The organism is Proteus sp. fly-1089, assembly GCF_040138965.1.
In the GTDB taxonomy this organism is placed as follows: Bacteria; Pseudomonadota; Gammaproteobacteria; order Enterobacterales; family Enterobacteriaceae; genus Proteus; species Proteus vulgaris_B.
Genome location: NZ_JBEETS010000001.1, coordinates 484,561 through 507,140 on the forward strand (window position 1 = coordinate 484,561; position 22,580 = coordinate 507,140).

24 protein-coding genes are annotated in these 22,580 nt (G+C 36.2%); 11 read left to right on the forward strand and 13 right to left on the reverse strand.

Annotation, left to right across the window (positions count from 1 at the left end):
- Positions 1-152 precede the first annotated feature (152 nt).
- A complete protein-coding gene (locus ABN080_RS02285) occupies positions 153-1,526 on the reverse strand; it encodes an MATE family efflux transporter (protein ID WP_196553147.1) in 1,374 nt (457 codons plus the stop codon).
- A 313-nt stretch (positions 1,527-1,839) separates the two neighbouring features.
- Between ABN080_RS02285 and ABN080_RS02290 the strand changes: the two genes are divergently transcribed.
- A complete protein-coding gene (locus ABN080_RS02290) occupies positions 1,840-2,487 on the forward strand; it encodes a riboflavin synthase subunit alpha (RefSeq protein WP_349440249.1) in 648 nt (215 codons plus the stop codon).
- A 99-nt stretch (positions 2,488-2,586) separates the two neighbouring features.
- Here the strand turns inward: ABN080_RS02290 and cfa are convergent, their stop codons facing one another.
- Positions 2,587-3,741, reverse strand: coding sequence for a cyclopropane fatty acyl phospholipid synthase (gene cfa / locus ABN080_RS02295; RefSeq protein WP_349440250.1), 1,155 nt, complete (start codon positions 3,739-3,741; stop codon positions 2,587-2,589).
- Positions 3,742-4,048: 307 nt separating this feature from the next.
- Positions 4,049-5,266 carry a purine nucleoside transporter PunC gene (punC, locus tag ABN080_RS02300; protein WP_196553145.1) on the reverse strand — a complete coding sequence of 406 codons (1,218 nt, stop codon included), beginning with the start codon at positions 5,264-5,266 and terminating at the stop codon, positions 4,049-4,051.
- Between the two features lie 118 nt (positions 5,267-5,384).
- On the opposite strand from punC, the gene punR reads away from it, so the two are divergent.
- On the forward strand, positions 5,385-6,287 hold the full coding sequence (gene punR / locus ABN080_RS02305) for a DNA-binding transcriptional activator PunR (protein ID WP_072070292.1): 903 nt from the start codon (positions 5,385-5,387) through the stop codon (positions 6,285-6,287).
- A gap of 22 nt (positions 6,288-6,309) precedes the next feature.
- Here the strand turns inward: punR and purR are convergent, their stop codons facing one another.
- The gene (gene purR, locus ABN080_RS02310; RefSeq protein ID WP_036937255.1) at positions 6,310-7,335 is read right to left on the reverse strand and encodes an HTH-type transcriptional repressor PurR; all 1,026 of its coding nucleotides are present in this window, start codon (positions 7,333-7,335) and stop codon (positions 6,310-6,312) included.
- A gap of 267 nt (positions 7,336-7,602) precedes the next feature.
- Here purR and cydH point away from each other — a divergent pair, with 267 nt between their 5' ends.
- Positions 7,603-7,686, forward strand: a complete 84-nt coding sequence (gene cydH / locus ABN080_RS18210; protein ID WP_115349648.1) for a cytochrome bd-I oxidase subunit CydH — start codon at positions 7,603-7,605, stop codon at positions 7,684-7,686.
- A gap of 137 nt (positions 7,687-7,823) precedes the next feature.
- Here the strand turns inward: cydH and sodB are convergent, their stop codons facing one another.
- Positions 7,824-8,402, reverse strand: coding sequence for a superoxide dismutase [Fe] (gene sodB, locus ABN080_RS02315; protein ID WP_072062546.1), 579 nt, complete (start codon positions 8,400-8,402; stop codon positions 7,824-7,826).
- Positions 8,403-8,751: 349 nt separating this feature from the next.
- Positions 8,752-9,567: a sulfite exporter TauE/SafE family protein gene (locus ABN080_RS02320; protein ID WP_349440251.1), complete on the reverse strand. Its 816-nt coding sequence runs from the start codon at positions 9,565-9,567 to the stop codon at positions 8,752-8,754.
- 679 nt (positions 9,568-10,246) lie between these two features.
- Here ABN080_RS02320 and ABN080_RS02325 point away from each other — a divergent pair.
- Together ABN080_RS02325 and ABN080_RS02330 are read left to right on the forward strand one after the other, a co-directional pair.
- Positions 10,247-10,714 carry an OB-fold protein gene (locus ABN080_RS02325; RefSeq protein ID WP_196553142.1) on the forward strand — a complete coding sequence of 156 codons (468 nt, stop codon included), beginning with the start codon at positions 10,247-10,249 and terminating at the stop codon, positions 10,712-10,714.
- Positions 10,715-11,135: 421 nt separating this feature from the next.
- Positions 11,136-11,474: a Grx4 family monothiol glutaredoxin gene (locus ABN080_RS02330; RefSeq protein ID WP_072070287.1), complete on the forward strand. Its 339-nt coding sequence runs from the start codon at positions 11,136-11,138 to the stop codon at positions 11,472-11,474.
- A gap of 121 nt (positions 11,475-11,595) precedes the next feature.
- On the opposite strand, the gene rnt is transcribed toward ABN080_RS02330, so the two are convergent.
- Together rnt and gloA are read right to left on the reverse strand one after the other, a co-directional pair.
- Positions 11,596-12,234, reverse strand: coding sequence for a ribonuclease T (rnt, locus tag ABN080_RS02335; protein WP_349438905.1), 639 nt, complete (start codon positions 12,232-12,234; stop codon positions 11,596-11,598).
- Positions 12,235-12,328: 94 nt separating this feature from the next.
- A complete protein-coding gene (gloA, locus tag ABN080_RS02340) occupies positions 12,329-12,736 on the reverse strand; it encodes a lactoylglutathione lyase (protein WP_036937247.1) in 408 nt (135 codons plus the stop codon).
- A gap of 183 nt (positions 12,737-12,919) precedes the next feature.
- Between gloA and ABN080_RS02345 the strand changes: the two genes are divergently transcribed.
- Positions 12,920-13,159: a DUF1289 domain-containing protein gene (locus tag ABN080_RS02345; RefSeq protein WP_196553141.1), complete on the forward strand. Its 240-nt coding sequence runs from the start codon at positions 12,920-12,922 to the stop codon at positions 13,157-13,159.
- 453 nt (positions 13,160-13,612) lie between these two features.
- Entirely contained in the window at positions 13,613-14,041 is a 429-nt protein-coding gene (gene slyA, locus ABN080_RS02350) for a transcriptional regulator SlyA (RefSeq protein ID WP_196553140.1), read from the forward strand.
- Positions 14,042-14,214: 173 nt separating this feature from the next.
- Here the strand turns inward: slyA and ABN080_RS02355 are convergent, their stop codons facing one another.
- Positions 14,215-14,682, reverse strand: a complete 468-nt coding sequence (locus ABN080_RS02355; protein ID WP_340896386.1) for an outer membrane lipoprotein — start codon at positions 14,680-14,682, stop codon at positions 14,215-14,217.
- Positions 14,683-14,902: 220 nt separating this feature from the next.
- Between ABN080_RS02355 and anmK the strand changes: the two genes are divergently transcribed.
- The 4 genes from anmK to pdxY all read left to right on the forward strand — a co-directional run bounded on the left by anmK (position 14,903) and on the right by pdxY (position 19,112).
- A complete protein-coding gene (anmK, locus tag ABN080_RS02360) occupies positions 14,903-16,015 on the forward strand; it encodes an anhydro-N-acetylmuramic acid kinase (protein ID WP_115349655.1) in 1,113 nt (370 codons plus the stop codon).
- 45 nt (positions 16,016-16,060) lie between these two features.
- Positions 16,061-16,714, forward strand: a complete 654-nt coding sequence (gene pdxH, locus ABN080_RS02365) for a pyridoxamine 5'-phosphate oxidase (RefSeq protein ID WP_164526218.1) — start codon at positions 16,061-16,063, stop codon at positions 16,712-16,714.
- 132 nt (positions 16,715-16,846) lie between these two features.
- On the forward strand, positions 16,847-18,121 hold the full coding sequence (gene tyrS, locus ABN080_RS02370) for a tyrosine--tRNA ligase (RefSeq protein WP_072067950.1): 1,275 nt from the start codon (positions 16,847-16,849) through the stop codon (positions 18,119-18,121).
- Between the two features lie 121 nt (positions 18,122-18,242).
- A complete protein-coding gene (gene pdxY / locus ABN080_RS02375; RefSeq protein ID WP_197269252.1) occupies positions 18,243-19,112 on the forward strand; it encodes a pyridoxal kinase PdxY in 870 nt (289 codons plus the stop codon).
- Positions 19,113-19,300: 188 nt separating this feature from the next.
- On the opposite strand, the gene ABN080_RS02380 is transcribed toward pdxY, so the two are convergent.
- From ABN080_RS02380 to fabI, 4 genes are all read right to left on the reverse strand, one after another.
- Positions 19,301-19,768 carry a hypothetical protein gene (locus ABN080_RS02380; protein WP_349440252.1) on the reverse strand — a complete coding sequence of 156 codons (468 nt, stop codon included), beginning with the start codon at positions 19,766-19,768 and terminating at the stop codon, positions 19,301-19,303.
- Between the two features lie 152 nt (positions 19,769-19,920).
- On the reverse strand, positions 19,921-20,532 hold the full coding sequence (gene gstA / locus ABN080_RS02385; RefSeq protein WP_115349659.1) for a glutathione transferase GstA: 612 nt from the start codon (positions 20,530-20,532) through the stop codon (positions 19,921-19,923).
- 218 nt (positions 20,533-20,750) lie between these two features.
- Positions 20,751-21,452 (reverse strand): DUF3592 domain-containing protein, encoded by a 702-nt coding sequence (locus ABN080_RS02390; RefSeq protein ID WP_349440253.1) that lies wholly within the window; start codon positions 21,450-21,452, stop codon positions 20,751-20,753.
- 302 nt (positions 21,453-21,754) lie between these two features.
- On the reverse strand, positions 21,755-22,543 hold the full coding sequence (fabI, locus tag ABN080_RS02395) for an enoyl-ACP reductase FabI (protein WP_072067955.1): 789 nt from the start codon (positions 22,541-22,543) through the stop codon (positions 21,755-21,757).
- Positions 22,544-22,580: the final 37 nt, after the last annotated feature.

Genomic DNA, 22,580 nt, shown 5'->3' on the forward strand with positions numbered 1-22,580 from the left:
CGCATTATCTATTCTGGGTAACAACGGAAACGAATATTAACGAGATGATCCGATTCTGGCAAGAGGAAAAACACAAATTTATACTCAACTGCTCGTATTTAAAGCTATTTGTTGATATTTGTGTCATTCCCTTGCCAAATTAACCTTTTCGTTTAACGCTCTGAGCGTAATAACACCACTTCATCAGATTGACGCTGGATCCACCAAATGCGAGATCCCATCATAATGGCTGAAGCCGTTAAACCAAGAATAAAGCCAATCCAGAAACCCGCAGGACCCATCGCTTCAACAAAATAATCAGTACGCCCTAAGATATAACCTGAAGGCAGACCAATAATCCAATAAGCAATAAAAGTAATAAAGAAGATAGAACGTGTATCTTTATACCCACGTAACACACCCGAGCCAATAACTTGCACCGAATCTGATAACTGATAAAGGGCAGCAAATAACATTAAGTGAGAAGCTAATGTTACCACTTCAAGATTGTCGTTATACATTAAGGCAATTTTTTCTCTAAAGATAATAGAAAAAATAGCGGTACAACTGGCAAGCATTAACCCGACGGCAAGTGCCGTGATCGCAGAGATACGCGCTTGCTCTGTAGATCGTTGTCCTAAGTTATAACCCACACGAATGGTTGCTGCTATTCCCAATGAAAGAGGGAACATGAACATCAGTGAACTAAAGTTAAGTGCGATTTGATGACTGGCGACAGCTGTAACGCCTAAAGGCGAGACTAACAGTGCAACAACAGCAAATAAAGTCACCTCAAAGAAGAGTGCTAATCCAACGGGTAACCCTAAAAAGGTAATACGCTTTATCGTATTTAACTCAGGGCTAACAAACCGTTTTTTAGGCATAACATCGCGCTGTGTGGGAGCACGACGCACGTAATAACGCATCATCAAGAACATAGCCCAAAAAACAGAGGCGGTCGCAACACCACAACCAATGCCGCCTAATTGTGGTGCACCAAATTTACCGTAAATAAAGGCATAGTTCACAGGGATATTAATCAACAAGCCAATAAAACCAATGATCATACCGGGTTTTGTTTTGGATAATCCCTCACACTGACTTCTTAATACTTGATAATAAAGACAACCAGGTGCTCCCCACATAATGGCATGAATAAAACCAATCGCTTTTTCAGCTAATTCAGGGTCGATATCATGTTGTGCTTCAATAATAAATCGGCTGTTATAAAGAACGGCAATTACCATAATAGACAAGAATGTGGCGAGCCAAAAACCTTGCTGTGTACGATCCGCAATATGTTTTCGTTGTCCTGATCCATTTAATTGAGCAACGATTGGCGTCAATGCCATTAATATGCCTTGACCTAATAAAATCGTTGGCAACCAAATAGACGTACCTACTGCTACCGCAGACATTTCTGTGGCATTTACAGCACCCGCCATAACAGTATCAACCACACCCATTGCCGTTTGGGAAAATTGCGCGATGATAACGGGGATGCCTAAAGCAAGTAAGCTACGCGCTTCTTTTATGTACTTCTGCACGCATACACCTTTATTTATTATAAGAAAAAGGAAGGAAAGGAAGAGAATAAACGCCGTATTGTTAAAATGGCGTAAAGAGATCCTCAAGAACGCATATTCTAATGATAAAAGTTTAATTAGCAATGAAAGATGCTTAGCTTTTTAAACACAGGATTTTGATAATTTATTAGGTGTTTTTACGTTATATTTAACGGCAGTTCTCAGCAAGGAATAAATACGATAATTGTTCCTTTGTATTAATAAGAGCTATGTTATTCTAACTAGCATAAGCCTAAATTGAGTTTACCAGTTTATCTACCCAAGGAGATGTAAGATGTTTACAGGTATTGTTCAGGGAAAAGGGCGAGTTATTGCTATAGAAGATAAAGGCGATTTTCGTACCCATATCATTGAATTACCGAAAGAGTTAGTCGGTAACTTAGAAACAGGAGCCTCTATTGCGAATAATGGTTGCTGTTTAACGGTTACTAAAATTGAAGGTACGCACATTAGCTTTGATTTAGTGAAAGAGACGTTACGTCTCACTAACCTTGGTGAATTAAACGTGGGCTCTGAAGTTAATATTGAACGCGCAGCTAAATATGGTGATGAAATAGGCGGACATGTGATGTCTGGTCATATTGTCACAACCGCCGAAGTTGCCAAAATTATTACTTCAGAAAACAATTTACAAATTTGGTTTCGTATCTTCGATAAATCGCTGATGAAATACATTTTGCATAAAGGCTTTATCGGTATTGATGGTATTAGTCTCACTATTGGTGATGTGGTTAATAACCGATTCTGTGTTCATCTTATTCCAGAAACACGAGATAGAACGACACTCGGTTGTAAACGCCTTGGCGATAAAGTGAATATTGAACTTGATCCTCAAACTCAAGCGATTGTGGATACAGTCGAACGTGTTATGGCACAGCAACAAGCTTTATTAGTAGCACAGCAAAGTGAAAACGAAGAGTAATAATAACATTATGACTTATTAGCTTTATTGCTTTTTAAGCTAAAGTAAAAAGAAAGCCAGTTCATTGATTAAACTGGCTTTTTTTGTTTTTAATTAAAATTAACGTGGGATCTGTAAACCACCAACTTGCCCTTTAGGGCTTAACATGATTTGCCATAATTGAATATCTCTGGCTCTAAATGCACCAGCACAGGCATTTAGATAATAGCTAAACATGCGTTTAAAGCGCGGTGTGTAATTTGATTCAATCTCTGGCCAACAGGTTAAAAAGCGCTGATACCATGCCATTAGAGTTTTATCGTAATCGGCACCAAAGTTGTGCCAATCTTCCATTACAAACTTATCGTCTATTGCATGTGCGATTTTTTGAATCGATGGCAAGCAACCATTAGGAAAAATATATTTACTTATCCAACTATCTACATTCACTTTATCGCGATTAGATCCAATGGTATGCAGTAAAAATAGACCATCTTCTTTTAAGTTACGACGAACTACTTTAAAGTACGTTGCATAATTTTTAGGGCCAACATGCTCAAACATACCGACAGAAACGATGCGATCAAATTGTTCATGTAAATCGCGATAATCTTCTAAAATAATATTAACATCAAGTCCTTGGCATCGTGCTTGTGCCAATTTTTGCTGTTCAACAGAAATGGTGACACCTGTGACAGAAACACCGAAATGTTTTGCTGCGTAAGCGGCAAGCCCACCCCAACCACAACCGATATCTAATAAAGTCATACCGGGTTTTAAATTGAGCTTCCGGCAAATAAGATCTAATTTGTGTTCTTGAGCTTGTGCTAAGTTATCTGCATTTTTCCAATAGCCACAGGAATATTGCATATTAGGATCAAGCATAGATGTAAATAAATCATTACCAAGATCGTAATGCTCTTTACCAACCATCCATGCACGTTTTTGTGTTTGTAGATTAAAAAGACGGGCCGTTGCAATTTTGAAAATATCACGTAGATTTTGCGGAAGCTTATTTTCAAGGCCTGCACGCAATACTTTATGAAAGAATATATCAAGTCGCTCACAATCCCACCAACCGTCCATATAGCTTTCACCGAGACCTAATGAGCCTTGTTGCAATACTCTTTTATAAAAATTTTGATTGTGAACCTGAATATCATAAGGTTCAGAGCCATTTACTCGAATATCTGCATGAGTTAATAGTTCTATAGCGATCCTTTTATAAGGATCATGAGAGGTCTTTCGGCCTTCTTCTACACAAGATGTACTCATATACTCTCCGGCGTAAACTAAGCGGGTTTTGAGACATAAAGCTAAAAAAGGATGTGTACAGATTGAAAGTATTAAAATGGTATTGTGTTCAATATGAATTGAACGAATAGAATTAATAAGACAACTAATCTGACATAATCAGCTAATAATCTGTTTAATGCCTCAAAATCCGAAAGAAAAAATAAATAAAACGCTATTACAGCGTATAGGTAAGTATAGAGACGTAGATTATTTTTCTCTAGAAAATAAAAAGGCTATTTTTTATAAAACAGCCTTTTTGAGAATATTCTTAAAAATAAGGGTGCGATTATTCTGCTGTTTGAATTGTGTGTTTGCTAACGGATTTATTACGCTGAATAAAGTAACCAACTGCCATTGGGATCGCAGTTAACGCCATAATTGCGGTGGTGTTAATAAGCGGTTGTTGGCTGATAAACGCAGACACGATAAAACTTGCTAAACTACAAAGACCCAGTTGTAGTGCATTTTGTAATGCGGCTGCTTTACCACTGATTTCAGGGTAAGCTGATAAAGCATTAGATACAGCGATTGGATAAGATGCACCATTCATTGCAGCCATAATACAGAACGGAATTAAGATCGTAGTTAATGTTGGCTCAGTAAATTTAGCAACAAGGTATAATGCAGTCATACTAACGGCATAACCAATTAACAGCAGGGGTAATAATGCTTTACCCGTCATTTTTGACAGTAAAATACGACAACCATAACCACCAACCATAAAGGCAATAGTTTGTGGAATATAGCTTAAACCGATATCCTGTGGTGAGTAACCCATTTTCTCAAGAATAATAGGTGAGCCTGCTAACCAAGCAAAGAAACCTGCACTACAAGAAGCGTAAACTAATACGTTACCTGTATATAGAGGTGATTTCAGTAATGTCATAAATGACGCAGTAGATTGGTTTGCATCGGAGACTGATTTTTGTTTAATATTTTTCAACATTAATGTTGGTAACATTAAAACAAGTGTTACTGCCATTAGTAGCATGAAAATCATACGCCAGCCACCGTGATTTAATAGTGAGGCACCAATTAAAGGGGCGAGTGCGGGTGATAATGCAACCAGTGGCATGATTAAAGCAAAAACGTGTTGTGCGCGAGACTCATCGAAGCGATCAATAACTAATGCTTGCCAAATAACAGCTGCAGAGCAGACACCAAAAGCTTGTAAGAAGCGCATCGCGAGTAAGCCTGTTGCACTTTCAACCCACAACATACCAAGGCAGCCTAAAGAGAAAAGGCTTAAACCAATAAGAAGAATAGGTTTACGACCAACTTTGTCAGAAAGTGGTCCCCAAAGTAACTGAGCAACAGCAAAACCAAATAAAAAGATACTTAAGCTATTACTGATAGCGCCTTCGCTGATAGCGAGTTCACGCTGCATCATACCGAATGCAGGTAAGTACATATCAATTGCTAAGTAACCCAGCATACTTAAACCTGCTAGGTACACCATGAAGCTCATAGGTGTTTTTGATTGTGTGGATGTTTTAGTATTCATTTTATTTTCTATGCTATGTGATGTAGAACATTTTATGTATTGTAACTAAGACCTATTTTACTTGTGAAACGGGAATATTTGGTTAATGCTGTGAAAAATTTTCAAAGGAATAAACTCTATGTGGTCAGAATACTCTTTAGAAGTTGTTGATGCAGTCGCTAGAACAGGAAGTTTTAGCTCCGCTGCTCAAGAATTGCACAGAGTGCCCTCCGCCGTTAGTTATACTGTTCGGCAATTAGAAGAATGGCTCGCCGTTCCTTTATTTGAGCGTCGTCACCGTGATGTAGAATTAACCGATGCGGGTAAAATTTTCATCAAAGAAGCGCGATCTGTTATCAAAAAAATGAATGACACTCGACACCTATGTCAACAAGTTTCTAATGGGTGGCGTGGTCAATTTAGTATAGCAGTTGATGGCATTGTTAAACCCGAAAGAACACAACAGCTTATTCTCGATTTCTATCGCCATTTTCCTGATATTGAGTTGTATGTCTACCCAGAAGTGTTTAATGGGGTATGGGACTCCTTAGTTAATGGTCGTGTTGATTTAGCAATTGGTGCAACAAGAGCGTCACCGATTGGTGAACGTTATAGTTTCAGGGATATGGGTTTTATGCCTTGGCGCTGTGTTTGCCATGTTGATCATCCATTAGCTAAAGCAGAACACCCATTAACCGATGATGAAATGCGACCTTATCCTAGCTTATGTTTAGAGGATACATCACGTAGTTTACCAAAGCGTGACACTTGGGCGTTAAATAACCAACGTAGAATGGTTGTACCAACATGGGATATGGGGCTTGAGTGTTTGTTGGCAGGATTATGTGTAGGAATGGTGCCTTGGCATCGTGCTGAGCCATTGATAGCCCAAGGTAAGCTAGTTACTTTAAAACTTGCACAGCCATTGCCAGACAGTCCATGCTGTCTGACGTGGGTTGATAAAAGTGAATCGCCTGCTTTGACGTGGTTGTTAGATTATCTTGGAGATAGCCAAACCTTAAATGAGGAATGGCTTCGCTAGATATTATATAGCTGAATAGGAATTAGCGACGATAGTCGATAAAAGGACCATCAGCAACTGAACGACGCTCAACCAATCGAGGGTGTACTTCGATTGTTTGGGCATCTTCACGTTTGTTAACGATGCGATCAAGCAACATAGATAAGGCCATTTGACCTAAACGTTCTTTGGGCTGGTGGACAGTGGTTAATGCAGGGGTAAAATAACGTGCATTACGAATATTGTCATAACCCACAATTGAAATATCAAAAGGAACACGTAAACCTAGCTCATCTGCAGCACAGATTGCTCCCATTGCCATCACATCACCACCACAAAAAACTGCAGTAGGGCGTTGTTTTTGATTTAGCATTTGATACATCGCTTTATAACCTGACTCAGGTTCAAAGTCACCTTGTACAATCCACTCATCTTTTACTGTAATTTTGGCTTCTTCCATGGCTTTTAGAAAGCCTTGTAGACGACCACCGCCGGTGTTGCGCTCTAATGGACCAGGAATAATACCGATATCACGATGACCTCGTTCGATAAGATAACGGCCAGCGATATAGCCACCATGAAAAGCGTTATCGATAATTGTATCTGTAAAGTCGCCACGGGCCTTACCCCAATCCATGACAACCATGGGAATATTACGATAGCCTTCCAAAAGAGTGAGAAGGTGATCGGGATATTCAGAACACATCACTAATAATCCATCAACGCGTTTTTGTGCCAGCATTGCTAAATAGGCTTTTTGTTTATCAAGATTATTATGTGAATTACATAAAATCAGTGTATAGCCTTTGCTATAACAACTGTTTTCAACTGCTTCAATCACTTCAGCAAAGTAAGGAGCTTCACTGGACGTGGCTAACAGGCCAATAGATTTGGTATGATTGACTTTTAAACTACGCGCCACGGCACTAGGCGAATAATTTAATTCTTTTATAGCGGCCCAAACTGCTGCCCGTGTGTTCTCTGCAACAAAACGCGTTTTGTTGATCACATGAGAAACAGTCGTGGTTGATACGCCTGCGCGTTTTGCCACGTCTTTTATTGTTGCCATGGTGTGGAAAACTCCTGACCTTCATTGGTCTCTTTTATCTAATTTTATGGTTTAACTGCCAGTATAGTCATACATAGGGCAAACACTGGCAATAATTTAGCGATTAGCTGTGAATTTTGTATGATCTAGCTCAAAAGTGAAAGTATTAATCAATGTTATAAATTGTGCACTGGTCGCTATTTTAGCAAATTTTGATATGTGATAATAATTAACCATGACAAGGTTATGGTTAATAATGTGTATTATAATCATTTTGAGGGAGAATAGATGGATACGGATCTGAAATTTGGTTTGAGTACAGCAGTAGCAGCACTTGTTATGATCGTTATATTTTCTACTATGTTGTTCTAATCACTGCTTTATAAAATATCCGATCAATTTAAATTATAAATTATCGAATATCTGAGTATAACAAAGGGCTCAAGGCCCTTTGTTATTATGTTACCAAAAACGAATCTTAATCACTCATCTTTGATTATCAAGTTCAATTAAGCTAGGTTAGCTTCAACAAATGACCAGTTAACCAGCGCCCAGAACTCTTCTAAATATTTCACGCGTGCGTTACGGTAATCGATATAGTAGGCGTGTTCCCATACGTCCACAGTTAACAGTGGTTTGTCTGCACCTGAAACTGGTGTTGCTGCATTAGATGTGTTAACAATTGCCACTGAACCGTCAGCTTTTTTCACTAACCAAGTCCAACCTGAACCGAAGTTTTTTGCTGCCGCATCGTTAAATTGCTTTTTGAACTCTTCAAAAGAACCAAATGCTTTGTTGATAGCATCAGCTATTTTACCTGTTGGTGCACCACCAGCGTTTGGTGCTAAGCAATTCCAGTAGAAAGTATGGTTCCATACTTGTGCTGCGTTATTGAAGATGCCACCATCAGTCGATTTGATGATTTCTTCTAACGATTTAGATTCTAGATCAGTGCCTTTAACCAGATTGTTTAAGTTGGTTACATAGGTTTGGTGATGTTTACCATAGTGGTATTCTAATGTTTCTTTAGAGATATGTGGCTCAAGAGCATCTAACGCATAAGGTAATTTTGGTAATTCGAAAGACATTGCGTACTCCTTTATACTATCTATTTCGGGTTTTGTGCCTAAAATCATTTCATCAAGATCATCTGAATTGATAAAATGAGGCAAATGAATCACTAACTTGTTACTATTTTGCTAATTATTTTAACAAAAATTTGCTGAAATAACAGCTAAATATCTTTTATCTATCGTTATAAGGCATATTGATTAATTATACTCATAAGAGTATATCCCACCAAGCGACGCGTAAAGTAGTAAAGCCATTATTGTGCTAAATGAAAATATTATTATTAATACGATTATTTCAGGTTTATAAAAAAAACATCTCTAACTTTACTTATTTCATTGATATAAAAGTATTTTTATTTTTTTCTTATTCGATAATAAGTGTATATATCATTTTAATAACGACTAAAAATAAAAATAATGCAAATATTTGGCGGACTTTTGAAATTGGCAGGCGATAAGCCACTTTTACTCCAATAGGGGCGAAAAGCACGCTAGTAATGCTTATTCCAACAAATGCAGGTAAATAAACAAAACCTAAATAATAGTCATTAATATTCGTTTGGTTCCAACCATAAATAATCCCCATCGTTGTGCCAATTAGGGCAATAATTACTCCTAACATTGATGAAGTTGCAATGCATTTGCGTGTATTAAATCCCCAATGACTTAATAGCGGAATGGTAATAGTGCCACCAGCAATACCAATAAAGCTTGAGACAAAACCAATAAGTGAACCACCACTTGTTAGTGCAGGTTTTGAGACAATAGGATCTTTAACATTCTCAATGCGTTCTGTTTCTTTCTTTTTGGTTAACAAACCATAAATGGTATAGATCATGAAAATACAAAACACGATTTGCAAAAAAGTGTTCGACATTTTTTGTACAAGAAATGTTCCCACAAGCATGCCAATAATAGTACCTATGGCTAATAGAGGAAATTGCTGCCATAAAATGGCTTTATGTTTATTATGAGAGTATGCCGAAGATGCCGTAGAAAATATAATGACAGAGAATGATGTGGATAAGGCTATTTTCATTACCATATCAAGAGGTATTGCTTGTTGGCTAACCACATACATAACGACGGGAACAATGATTGCTCCTCCTCCAATACCAAGTAATCCAGCAAAGAAGCCCGTGATACATCCCACTAAAAGAAAAAGTAAAATCATCTCCATAATTAATACTACCCATCAGGATTTATCATAAACCCATTTATATACATTATATCCTTTTAGGAAGGTAGCATTAAATCGCTAGTTATCAAAAACTGGGCGCTCAGGCTCTTAGTGATTAAAAAAAGATTACAAATTAATATGGTAGGGGGCTATTGTTAACCGAAGTATAGAAATAGTTATTTTTCGAATTTTTTATATTTTCCTTTCTTCTTTTTAAGATGTGAAAATATATAACTGAATATAATTCCAATAAAGAAGAATGCAACATACTTTATCAATATTGCTATAATGAATTCTATATTTAAATCTTTATATTTAAATTTCCGAATTAATTTTTATGGGGGAATAATAGTAATGTGTAGAATGATAAACCCTAAGTTTAGATATAAAGGTACAATAAAGAATTATTTGGCGATACTATTGGGTGGTGATAGTGGTTAAGTTGGAATATAATGCTATTATTTTATTTCTTCATTAAGGCTTAAGGCGAGAGACTTTTCTTATTTTAAATCATACAATAGACAGTTATAGTATCGTTCATTTATATTTCCATTAATATAAAATAAAAACATTAAGCTGTTTAAGTAGTAATGTATTTCTCTACAAAATTGGCGAGGAAGTTGTTTATTTACCTATTATATTTTTATATGTCTTTTTTTGACGCTATAAAGGATTTTTTATGAAAAAGAGAGTGTTATTATTATCTGCAATTATATTATTATCGGGATGTAAAATAAATGAAGCTATTCGCTCAGTTAATAGTGCTGTAAGCCAAATAGTTCCATCAATGGAATCAACAGTAACAGAAGCTTCTTATGCAGGAATATGCAAGGATTTTAATGATAATGAAATAGCTGCTCAGAAAAAATGGAGAGGTAAGTGGGTCATTTTAGAGGGAAGAGTGACTAATATCAGAAGCTTGGATGAAGTCGTTAGATATGACCTCTATAAACCAACCCCACCTAAAGTCGTTGCTATTTCATTTAATAATAAAACCAGTGCGTCATATACTTTAAAACCAAGCGAAGAAGAAAATGTCCTTAAAATTAAGAAAGGACAAACTGTGAAAATAAAAGGTGAAATAACTGATATTACATATGCACTGGGTTGTTTGATCCTTTTAGACAACGGAACCATACAGCAATAAGTCATATGAATTAGGTTAATTGATTTGAGTTATGATGATTTTCTCATCTGAAATGTATTCAGCCTCTTAATTGAGGCTTTTAGTGTATTATCACCGATAAAAAATAAATAATGAAAATAGAGTTGTAAAGAATTACCTGTTTTTACAGTACGTATCTTTTCTAACATCTTAGAAAGTGAATACGTAGATCGTAAAGGTGAAGTGATAAGGTAAAACACACACATAAACATCTATAACTTGTTGATTTGTTTTTATGCATTATCGTGCATTTTCTCGTCAATAGTATTGTGATTTGATACCAACTTATTGTTTTATATTGATAACTAAACTTATATAGAGCTTTCCAATATAAAGTGGTATTCTTCTTTCATGTTTTCCCCTATAAAGCATATTGAATGTAAAAGGCTGTAAGGACTTACAAATGACGACTATTGAAAAAATTGAACGCCAGATTAATGAAAACCCAATTATTTTATATATGAAAGGTTCACCAAAATTACCAAGTTGCGGTTTTTCTGCTCAGGCAGTTCAAGCTATCTCTGCTTGTGGTGAGCGTTTTGCGTATGTTGATATCCTGCAAAACCCAGATATTCGTGCAGAATTACCAAAATATGCACACTGGCCAACTTTCCCACAATTATGGGTAGATGGTGAATTAGTCGGTGGATGTGACATCATTTTAGAAATGTATCAGCGCGGTGAATTACAGAAGTTACTAAAAGAGACTGCTGATAAGTATCGCGGCGAAGAAGAAGCCTAATTATTTTTTTCTTTTAAGGCATTGATATTAAAAGAGACAAAAATAAAGTATTCAATAAAAAAGCCAGTTCAGAGATGAACTGGCTTTTTCTGTTATTCATATTATTATTGAAAAAATAGAATTAAGGTGTTGGTAATGGCCATCCACCGAGCTTTTTCCAGCGATTAACTAATTCACAAAAAAGTAATGATGTGCGATTCGTATCATACAACGCACCATGAGCAAGTTTGCTATCAAAAGGTATTCCTGCAGTGATACAGGCTTTAGCTAAAATAGTTTGTCCCAATACTAATCCACTTAACGCCGCTGTATCAAATGTGGCAAAAGGATGAAAAGGGTTTCGTTTTAACCCAGCACGTTCAGCCGCCGTCATGACAAAGCTATGATCAAAATTTGCATTGTGCGCCACAATAATGGCACGGTTACAATCAGCATCCTTCATTCCTTTACGTACCATTTTAAAAATAGCATGCAAAGCTTCATATTCACTGACTGCGCCACGAAGTGGATTTGTTGGATCAATGCCTGTAAATTCTAAGGCTGCAGGTTCTAGATTAGCACCTTCAAAGGGATCAACATGAAAATGTAGCGTGTTATCAGGTTTTAACCAACCTTGTTCATCCATTTTTAATGTAATGGCTGCAATTTCAAGTAAACCATCTGTTTTTGCATTAAATCCACCTGTCTCAACGTCAATAACAACAGGGTAGTAACCTCGAAAACGGTTACAAAGCTTATTGGGATTATTTATTTCAGGCATCAAATTGTACTTATCCGATAAAAATAAAATATCGGAAATTAATAATAAGCAAGGCCAGAAAGATAAAGAGATTATCTTTCTGGTTAAATAAAAATCAGTTACCTAGCGCGTGACTTGCACTTTTATTTTCGATGAGTTCGATTTTATACCCATCAGGATCTTCAACAAAAGCAATAATAGTTGAACCACCTTTAACTGGGCCTGCGTCACGGGTAACATTACCGCCAGCTTGACGAATTGCTTCACAGGTTGCTGCAACATCATCAACACCTAGCGCAACATGGCCAAAAGCCGTTCCCATTTCATAGCTGTTTACGCCCCAGTTATAGGTTAATTCAATAACCGCACCGGTGCTCTCATCACCATAGCCCACAAAAGCTAACGAGTATTTATATTCCTCATTCTCGCTAGTGCGTAGAAGTTGCATACCTAATACTTTGGTATAAAAATCGATAGAACGTTGTAAATCGCCTACACGAATCATGGTATGAAGTACTCGCATATAAACCTCTCGTGTTTTTTTAATGTTAAACCTTACAGATAAACTGATGGCGCAGTACTATAGCGCGTTAAAGCCCTAAAGTTCAATTTTACTACCCCCTTAATAGTTCAATCTGTGCATTGTGCAGATAATCTCTCCATTAACTATACTCTATAGTAACAAACAACAGGGGGGGGAAATCAAATGCAAGATCAATTAGAATTTTTTGATATTCCTAGTCCTTGTATTGGATGTTGTGAAATGAATGCTCAAGGCTATTGCATGGGATGCTATCGTAACCGGCAAGAACGATTTAATTGGTCAACAATGAGCGCATTAGATAAAAGAAATGTATTACGCCTTTGTCAGCAACGTTATTTAAGAACATTTAAAAAAGAAGGGGCGACAATAGGAAAAGAAAATGAACAACTTAATTTATTTTAAAATTTCCACTTGTTTTTTAATTTTAAAAAATAAATGTAGAATTATTTTAATTCATTTTTGTTATTTATTGTAGTTAGTTGGTTTATTATTTTTTCTTTATTAATACAATTATATTGATTAAAAACATTTCTAATGGTTATTTATTTGTAATTGCATGATAACAAAAATATTTTTCTTTATCGGGATATGAATCGTGAAATAATGATTGTTATTATGTAAAAAAATATAGATTAGTTTTTATAACAAGGTTATTCTTTATGGGCTTTCGTTGTCAGAAAGAAAATAAATTAATAAAGTCTTGAAAATAATTACTTATCTAATAAATAGGAATATAATTATATTAGTTATTAAAGGTAAATATTTTAATTAAAAAGAATAGGTAAATGTTGTATTAAAAATGAATATCTAAACTTTGTAATAAGTTGACTGAAAATGCTAATTAAGGAGAGATAAGTGGAATCAACATTAGGAGCTGATTTGGCGCGTTTAGTTCGATTATGGCGTGCTTTAATTGATCATCGTCTCAAACCATTAAAATTAACTCAAACCCATTGGGTCACTTTGTATAATATTAGCCAATTACCGCCAGAGCAGTCACAAATACAATTGGCTAAAGCTATAGGTATAGAGCAACCTTCTTTAGTAAGAACACTTGATCAACTGGAAGAAAAAAAACTGATATGTAGACATACATGTGCAAATGATCGTAGAGCCAAACGTATAAAATTAACAAACGAATCAGAACCTTTTATTAATGAAGTCTATGCAGTTATAGAGCAAACTAGACGAGAAATATTGGGTGATATTCAACGAGATGAAATTGAAACATTAATTGGTATTATTCAAAAGTTGGAAAAAAACATAAATAGATTAAGTAGCTAATAATTTAAAAATCAATATATAATCTATTTAAATAAAGATTAATTACTATTGTGATAATAATTATTACGTGAGAGTAATAATTAGGTGGGTTATATATTTAATCTCTCTTTAAATTCATTATTAGGCCATAAAAAAAACAGGCAACATTAAGTTGCCTGTTTTATATCCATAAACTATCTAGGAGATACAGTTAAATTATTACCATTACCAATAACTGCAACACGTTGGCCTTGGCTATAAACAGTATTATCTGCTTTTTGAACGATAGCCACGGTTTTACCGCTATCTAGACGAACTTCAATTTGAATACCCTTGGTTGTATTTAATGCACCTTGTGCTTGTTGTCCTGCCATCCCACCTGCGATTGCACCAGCTGCTGTTGCAAGGTTACGACCTGTGCCACCACCAATAGTGTTACCTAACATTCCACCAAGAACAGCACCACCAACGGCACCTAAGATGTTCTCATCACTGCCTGCTTGGATATTAACTGCACGAACAGAAACAATCGTACCATAAGTAATATTTTGCGCTTGTTTAGCTTGGCTTGCAGTGTAAGTGTCGCCCGATAATGAACTTGTGTTCACACAACCAGTAAGAACGGTCATTGTAAAAAGACCAATAAGTAAATGCTTAAACATAGTTACTCCTAAAGAAAACCTGATGTACATTGTTCAGGTTATACCAATGTTATCTAGTATCAGTTATAGACTATTTTTTACTTATGTCGACACTGATTTTAATAATATATAGCTTACTATATAGTAAAGGCCGATAGTAAAAACAGAAGAGATTTCTGAAAAAGAGAATATAACATTATATGTTAAAAATTTGCATCATCTTGATTATAAGGAAAAGAACATGAGAGCAGGGCGATACATTGGCGTGATGTCTGGCACAAGCTTAGATGGTGTTGATGTTGTATTAGCTGCAATCAATAATAAGTTCGTTGCACAACAAGAAACTCATTTTTTACCTTACCCTCAACTTCTACGTCAACGTATTTTAGCTGTTTGCCAAGGACAACCCACTACTCTACATGAGCTAGGCTTATTAGACGCGCAATTAGGGGAGCTATATGCTCAAGCAATTATAGAGTTACTGGCAAAAGTAAAACTTAGTGCAAGCGATATTACGGCGATAGGGTGTCATGGACAAACGGTCTGGCATGAACCTGAAAGTGATATGCCATTTACTATGCAAATCGGTGACAATAATCGTGTAGCTGCATTGACAGGGATCACCACTGTCGGTGATTTCCGTCGTCGTGATATAGCATATGGTGGGCAAGGTGCGCCTTTAGTACCTGCTTTTCACCTTGCAGTATTAGGGCATTCTATCGAGAGACGTATTATTCTAAATATTGGGGGAATTGCCAATATTTCATTACTATTGCCTGGTGTCGCAGTAAAAGGCTATGACACAGGCCCTGGCAATATGTTGTTAGATAGCTGGAACTGGATACATAACCAAACGCCTTATGATGATAATGGGCAATGGGCAGCAACCGGGAAAGTAAATGCTGCATTATTAAAAGACATGCTGTCTGATCCTTATTTTTCTCGTTCAGCACCTAAAAGTACAGGACGAGAATATTTCAATACACAATGGTTAAACTATCATTTAGAAAGAGTACCTAATGTCTTCCCTGAAGATGTACAAGCTACTTTAGTTGAATTAACCGTTATCAGTATTGTGCAACAAATACAATTAAGCGGGGGATGTGAACGCCTTTTAGTTTGTGGCGGAGGCGCTAGAAATGGGCAAATCATGCATCGTTTGGCTTCATTGTTACCAGGCACAGAAGTGGCTGCTACAGATAAATATGGTTTAAGTGGTGATGATATGGAGGCTCTTGCATTTGCTTGGCTCGCAGCTAGAACTATTGCCAATGAATCAGGAAATTTACCTTCTGTCACAGGGGCATCAAGAGAAACTGTTTTAGGGGCGATTTACCCTACAAATCCTCGTTAAGCGTGATATGCTGAACGCAGTTTCTCAAAAGAGAGAGTGTGAAAAATGACAGATCTTGATTTTATTGATGTTGCCGATTTACGCCGTGAATATATGAACGGTGGATTACGACGTCATGAATTAACTGAACAGCCATTGGTGTTGTTTGAGAAATGGTTAAAACAAGCTTGTGAAGCGCGTTTAAGTGATCCTACAGCAATGTGTGTTGCAACTGTTGATGAAAATGGACAACCTTATCAGCGTATCGTGTTATTAAAGCACTTTGATGAACATGGCTTAGTTTTTTACACCAACTTGGGGAGTCGTAAAGCGAGTCATTTAGAACATAACCAAAGAGTGAGTTTGTTATTTCCTTGGTATCCCTTAGAAAGACAAGTCTGTTTTTTAGGGAAGGCAGAAAAGCTTTCGCCTATTGAAGTTCTGAAATACTTCCATAGTCGCCCTAAAGATAGTCAAATTGCAGCTTGGGCTTCTCAACAGTCTTCTCGTATTTCCGCAAGAGGCGTGTTAGAAAGTAAGTTTTTGGAATTAAAACAGAAATTCCAAAATGGAGAAGTCCCATTACCGAGCTTCTGGGGTGGATATCGTGTGACATTTGAATCTGTTGAATTTTGGCAAGGACGAGAAAATCGTCTACACGATCGCTTTATCTACCAAAAATCACCACAAGGATGGGATATTGAGCGATTAGCACCTTAATAGTGCGTTAATAAATTTTCCTCAAAAAGCCTTTTTCTACTGGTACTTAACGTAGTGGCGCTTTATGCTATACCACTTGTGTTTCACTTATATTTTAAATAGACAAAAAACAATAAACCGATGGAGTCATTGATGTCTAGCAAGAACCTAATCACACAATTGCAGGAGCGTGGGCTAATCGCTCAGGTCACGGATGAGGCAGCTTTAGTAGAGCGTTTGGAGCAAGGTCCTATCGCTCTCTATTGTGGCTTCGATCCTACCGCTGATAGCCTGCACTTGGGGCATTTGGTTCCTTTGCTGTGTTTAAAACGATTCCAACTAGCCGGGCATAAGCCTGTGGCGTTGGTGGGTGGTGCAACGGGTCTGATTGGTGATCCTAGTTTTAAAGCCACCGAGCGCAAACTGAATACCCAAGATACTGTTCACGAATGGGTAGAAAAAATTCGTAAACAAGTGTCACCTTTCTTAGATTTCGACAGTGGTGAAAACAGTGCGGAATTAGCAAACAACTATGACTGGTTTGGTCAAATGGATGTGCTGACATTCCTGCGTGATATCGGTAAACACTTCTCTGTGAACCAAATGATCAACAAAGAAGCGGTTAAACAACGTTTAAATCGCGACGATGTGGGTATCTCTTTTACTGAATTCGCCTATAACCTATTACAAGCTTATGACTTCGCGTCATTAAATACGCATTTAGGTGTTGAATTACAAATCGGTGGCTCTGATCAGTGGGGTAATATCACTTCAGGTATCGATTTAACCCGTCGTTTCAATCAGAAACAAGTATTTGGTATGACTGTACCATTAATTACTAAATCTGACGGAACTAAATTCGGTAAGACAGAAGGCGGTGCGGTTTGGTTAGATCCGAAGAAAACAAGCCCATACAAATTCTATCAGTTCTGGATCAATACAGCAGATGCCGACGTTTATCGCTTCTTAAAATTCTTCACCTTTATGAGTATTGAAGAAATTAATGCACTTGAAGAAGAAGATAAAAATAGCGGTCAAGCGCCTCGTGCTCAACGTGTATTAGCAGAACTAGTTACTGGTTTAGTTCATGGTGAAGAGGGATTAGTCGCCGCTAAACGTATTACAGAAAGCTTATTCTCTGGTGCAATTGCAGACTTAACACAAGCTGATCTTGAACAATTAGCACAAGACGGCATGCCTACAATTGAGTTAGAAAAAGGCAGTGATTTGCAACAAGCGCTAGTGAACGCAGAATTAGTTCCTTCTCGTGGTCAGGCTCGTACAATGATTGGCTCTAACGCCGTTTCAATTAATGGCGAAAAACAAGACAATCCTGAATACGTTTTTGAAGAAAAAGATTTCTTATTTGGTCATTATTCTATTTTACGTCGCGGTAAAAAACATTACTGCCTTGTTATCTGGAAATAATTGACAGTAAAGGGCAGCTAGTGAGTTGCCCTTTTTCTTAATAACAATAAATAACGTATATACCTCGCCTATGATGATAAAGCTTGGGTGTTGTGTGTATTCACAATAATCGGTTTATGTCATGAAAAATATACTCTCTATTCAATCTCATGTTGTTTTCGGTCACGCGGGTAACAGTGCTTCTGAGTTTCCAATGCGTCGTATGGGTGTGAACGTTTGGCCTTTAAACACAGTGCAATTTTCAAACCACACACAATATCCAGAAAAATGGACTGGCTGCGTCATGTCAGCAGAACATATTACTGAGATTGTTGATGGTATTTCCGCAATTGGCAAACTCTCGCAATGTGATGCTGTACTAAGTGGTTATTTAGGATCGGCTGAACAAGGTTTGCGCATTGTTGATATCGTTAAAAAAGTAAAACAAGCCAATCCTAATGCATGGTATTTTTGTGATCCAGTGATGGGACATCCTGAAAAAGGGTGTATTGTTCCTCCTGCTGTTTCAGGTGTGCTATGTGAAGAGGCTTTACCAATTAGCGATATTATTGCACCTAATCTTTTAGAGCTTGAAACATTAAGTGGTGGTAACGCTCTTCACAACGTTGATGAATGCGTAAACGCTGCTCGTGAATTGTGTAAACAAGGCCCTAAGATTGTATTAGTAAAACACTTATCACGTGCAGGGTATCGCCATGATCGTTTTGAAATGCTGTTAGTAACCGCAGAACATAGTTGGCATGTTAGTCGGCCATTAGTTGATTTTGGTGAGCGTCAACCTGTGGGAGTCGGTGATTTAACCAGTGGTTTAATGCTGGTGGATTTACTCAAAGGGGTTGAGTTACAAACCGCACTAGAACACGTTGCCGCGGCAGTTTATGAAGTGATGCTTAAAACGAAAGAAATGAATGAGTACGAATTGCAGCTCGTTGCTGCACAAGATCAAATGGTGCATCCAACACATAAATTCTGCGCAACACAGATAGATTAATTGCAATAAAGCGTATTTAATTAAAACAAGAACGGAGGCTTAATAGTTTCCGTTTTTCTAGCAGTCCAGTTGTAAGATATCGATAGATTATACAAACAACGATAATATTATAAGCCATCTATCTCATCTTCACTCATTAGGTTATTGATAAAAATATCGAATGAAGGAGCTAAATAAAGTTGAGCATTTTATGGTTTATATTCATTGTCTTTTAGTAAATTTTCTATATTTTGAAAATCGATAGCATAATCATTAAGAATAATACCTTTAAATGTTGTCAATTTATTAAAAAAGCCTTGTGCATGTAATGCCATTGTTCTTATAAACAGGTCTTTTTTAATAAAAGATTTTCGTGATTCATTGGCATTGATGACAATGAGCACATTTTCATTGATAGGTTGAAATTTCATTTCAATAGGTTGATCGGGGAAATTTATTTTAGCCTCTTGATTTTTATTTATTTTAACTAAAGATTCAATCAGGTAACTCCATAATTGGTCAACATAATCCCACATTTCTATATCAATTACTTTGATATTATAAATAGATAATTCTATGGCACCTTCAATATAGAAAGTATCTTTTAATAAGCCATTATACTCATTGATATTAATAAAATTATCTTTTATTTTTAAGTAAGTAGAAACGTTGATCATGTAATAAGGTGATTTTCCTGAGTAATTTTTAAATATAGATATGAAAGTATATTATTTTAGATAACAATATCTGTTACATAGAGATATATTTAAAAAACAATAGCTCAAGTAAATTGAGAACACTTGAGCTATTTTAATTCAAAAATCAAAAGTTACTCTTTAATGAGTCCTTCAGTGACTAATGCACTGTGCACATTAGGGCGTTGTGCAATACGTTTTAAGTAATCTTGTAGATGTGTTAGATCAGTTAAATCTAAGCCAACATGCGGTGCCCATTGGCTTAATGTAAATAAATAAGCATCAATAACAGTAAAATACTCACCACATGCAAATTTATGTTTGCTTAAGACATCATTGATATAAGCAAATTTACTTTTGAGTTTGGTTTTAACTACAGGTAGGTAGCTTTCAGGTGTGTCTGGTGAAAATAATGGGCTATAGCCTTTATGAACTTCACTCGCAAGAAAGTTTAACCATTCTATTTGGTGATAACGTTCTAATGTTTTTGCTGGCGCAATTAAATTTCTGTCTGGTTTTAAGTCTGCAAGGTATTGAATAATAGCAACGCCTTCAGTCAGAATATCACCATTATCTAATTGAAGAACAGGAACCTGCCCTTTAGGGTTGATGGTTAGGAAATCTTTACCTGATTCTGTTTTTTTAGCACGTAAATCGATGCGCTCAATAGAAAAATCCAGGCCTGTTTCACGTAAAACGATATGAGGGGAAAGTGAGCAACTACCCGGCGTGTAGTACAATTTCATATTGAATAGCTCCCTATCAATGAGATGGTGATAATGATTTACAGATATCAAAAAAATATCTTCATTAACATAAGATAATAAGGTGTTCTAAGAAATTAGCAAACTCAAATGATGCAAATGAAAAAGGCTTTTGTAAATCTGTGAACAAGACAGATAATTGATGAAATTATAAGAAAATAAGTATTCTTTATATTAAATATATATAGACCATTTAATCATCATTCTTCAAATGAAGGTAGAAAAGAAATATCAAGGTAATAAATCTTGGGTTTTTTCTTATCGACATAGACTGTAACCAGCTCTTTATTAATATAAGGCGTGGGATCAAAAAAGATATAACCACTTTTATAACGAATTAAACGATTGTTTAATGTGTCATGATAATCTGCAATGATTTGATAAGGAGAACGGTGATTAATTCGAATATTATTATTAATAATAACCTCAGATATTTTTACATTAATAGGCATGCCATCCCGTTTTAATCGTTGATCTCTATTGGCTCTTCTTCTTATAAAATACAAAGGGATAAGACCCGTTGAGGCAAATGCTAAACTAAAAATACCTAATATAGTGCCCGCACCATATAAACCTAAAAAGTTGTTAATTGTCGCTCTTTGAGGATCATTTTGAAGATAAATAACGCTGATTTTTTCACCAAGATGGAAACGAGGTGGGTTACTTCCTTCTAGTGAACGAAAAGTAATTTCTCTATTATCATTAGTAGTAAATTGAATAATAGGGTGATAAATACTTCTTTCACTAGAGGACTTACTCATATTTTGATCAATAACAATACCTGTTGTTTCTATTCCGTTTCTTACTAAATGTAATTCTGATTTAATAACAAATAAAGTGATGATAAAAATAATCACGCCGATAATGGCAAAAATATAAAACAGGAATTTAAATTTCTTCATACATTAAATCCTTTTATTAATATTTGATTATTTTATCTGTAATGAGTGAAAAGATTATAGGAATTAACTAAAAAATAAAAGTTAAATTTAGCTAAAAAGTAATTGATCTAAATATGAAGTTCAAAAAGAGTGAAAACAAGATGAAATATGGATATTTATCAACAAAAAAGTAAAATAATTAAACATAAAAAACTTAAAAAATCTAACATAGTGGATGAAATGAAGATACGCAGGAATGTTATTTTCATAAAAAAGCCAGCCTTAATGATTTTAGGCTGGCTTTTGTTATTCAGACAATAGAATTATTTTAGTTCTAATTCATTCATTGCTGCGATGCTAAAGCCACCATCAACGTGGATGATTTCACCAGTAATACCACCTGATAAGTCAGAGCATAAGAATGCAGCAGTATTACCTACATCTTCGGTTGTTACTGTGCGACGCAGAGGGGTTACTGATTCGCAGTGGCTTAACATTTTACGGAAGTCTTTGATACCAGACGCTGCTAATGTACGGATTGGGCCAGCAGAGATACCGTTAACACGAATACCTTCAGGACCCATGGCGTTTGCCATGTAACGTACGTTAGCTTCTAAAGATGCTTTAGCCAGACCCATAACGTTATAGTTAGGGATTGCACGTTCAGCACCTAAATAAGTCAGAGTTAACAGTGCAGAGTTTGGATTTAGCATTTCACGACTTGCTTTTGCCATCGCAACAAAGCTGTAAGCGCTAATATCGTGAGCAATTTTAAAACCTTCACGAGTAACAGCGTTAACATAGTCACCATCTAATTGGTCAGCTGGCGCAAAACCGATAGAGTGAACAAAACCATCGTATTTTGGCCAAACTTTTGCAAGTTCTGCATACATGGTATCGATGCTTTCGTCTTTTGACACATCACACTCTAATACGATATTTGAGTCTAATGATGCTGCAAATTCTTCAACGCGTGGTTTCAGTTTTTCATTTTGGTAAGTAAATGCAAGTTCTGCACCTTGGTCACGCATAGCTTTGGCAATACCATAAGCAATTGATAATTTACTAGCAACACCAGTAATAAGAATGCGTTTGCCGGTCATAAAGCCCATAGCTGTATCCTTGTTTTTTCGTAAATCGCGATAATAA

What these genes read in the sequence shown, in the direction of transcription:
- gloA (WP_036937247.1), bottom strand. Translation starts at nt 12,736, where the DNA reads ATGCGAGTACTTCATACCATGATTCGTGTAGGCGATTTACAACGTTCT.
- ABN080_RS02330 (WP_072070287.1), top strand. Translation starts at nt 11,136, where the DNA reads ATGACGACTATTGAAAAAATTGAACGCCAGATTAATGAAAACCCAATT.
- purR (WP_036937255.1), bottom strand. Translation starts at nt 7,335, where the DNA reads ATGGCAACAATAAAAGACGTGGCAAAACGCGCAGGCGTATCAACCACG.
- rnt (WP_349438905.1), bottom strand. Translation starts at nt 12,234, where the DNA reads ATGCCTGAAATAAATAATCCCAATAAGCTTTGTAACCGTTTTCGAGGT.
- ABN080_RS02325 (WP_196553142.1), top strand. Translation starts at nt 10,247, where the DNA reads ATGAAAAAGAGAGTGTTATTATTATCTGCAATTATATTATTATCGGGA.
- ABN080_RS02290 (WP_349440249.1), top strand. Translation starts at nt 1,840, where the DNA reads ATGTTTACAGGTATTGTTCAGGGAAAAGGGCGAGTTATTGCTATAGAA.
- ABN080_RS02390 (WP_349440253.1), bottom strand. Translation starts at nt 21,452, where the DNA reads ATGAAGAAATTTAAATTCCTGTTTTATATTTTTGCCATTATCGGCGTG.
- fabI (WP_072067955.1), bottom strand. Translation starts at nt 22,543, where the DNA reads ATGGGCTTTATGACCGGCAAACGCATTCTTATTACTGGTGTTGCTAGT.
- gstA (WP_115349659.1), bottom strand. Translation starts at nt 20,532, where the DNA reads ATGAAATTGTACTACACGCCGGGTAGTTGCTCACTTTCCCCTCATATC.
- pdxH (WP_164526218.1), top strand. Translation starts at nt 16,061, where the DNA reads ATGACAGATCTTGATTTTATTGATGTTGCCGATTTACGCCGTGAATAT.
- tyrS (WP_072067950.1), top strand. Translation starts at nt 16,847, where the DNA reads ATGTCTAGCAAGAACCTAATCACACAATTGCAGGAGCGTGGGCTAATC.
- punC (WP_196553145.1), bottom strand. Translation starts at nt 5,266, where the DNA reads ATGAATACTAAAACATCCACACAATCAAAAACACCTATGAGCTTCATG.
- sodB (WP_072062546.1), bottom strand. Translation starts at nt 8,402, where the DNA reads ATGTCTTTCGAATTACCAAAATTACCTTATGCGTTAGATGCTCTTGAG.
- pdxY (WP_197269252.1), top strand. Translation starts at nt 18,243, where the DNA reads ATGAAAAATATACTCTCTATTCAATCTCATGTTGTTTTCGGTCACGCG.
- punR (WP_072070292.1), top strand. Translation starts at nt 5,385, where the DNA reads ATGTGGTCAGAATACTCTTTAGAAGTTGTTGATGCAGTCGCTAGAACA.
- ABN080_RS02320 (WP_349440251.1), bottom strand. Translation starts at nt 9,567, where the DNA reads ATGGAGATGATTTTACTTTTTCTTTTAGTGGGATGTATCACGGGCTTC.
- ABN080_RS02355 (WP_340896386.1), bottom strand. Translation starts at nt 14,682, where the DNA reads ATGTTTAAGCATTTACTTATTGGTCTTTTTACAATGACCGTTCTTACT.
- cydH (WP_115349648.1), top strand. Translation starts at nt 7,603, where the DNA reads ATGGATACGGATCTGAAATTTGGTTTGAGTACAGCAGTAGCAGCACTT.
- anmK (WP_115349655.1), top strand. Translation starts at nt 14,903, where the DNA reads ATGAGAGCAGGGCGATACATTGGCGTGATGTCTGGCACAAGCTTAGAT.
- ABN080_RS02380 (WP_349440252.1), bottom strand. Translation starts at nt 19,768, where the DNA reads ATGATCAACGTTTCTACTTACTTAAAAATAAAAGATAATTTTATTAAT.
- cfa (WP_349440250.1), bottom strand. Translation starts at nt 3,741, where the DNA reads ATGAGTACATCTTGTGTAGAAGAAGGCCGAAAGACCTCTCATGATCCT.
- ABN080_RS02345 (WP_196553141.1), top strand. Translation starts at nt 12,920, where the DNA reads ATGCAAGATCAATTAGAATTTTTTGATATTCCTAGTCCTTGTATTGGA.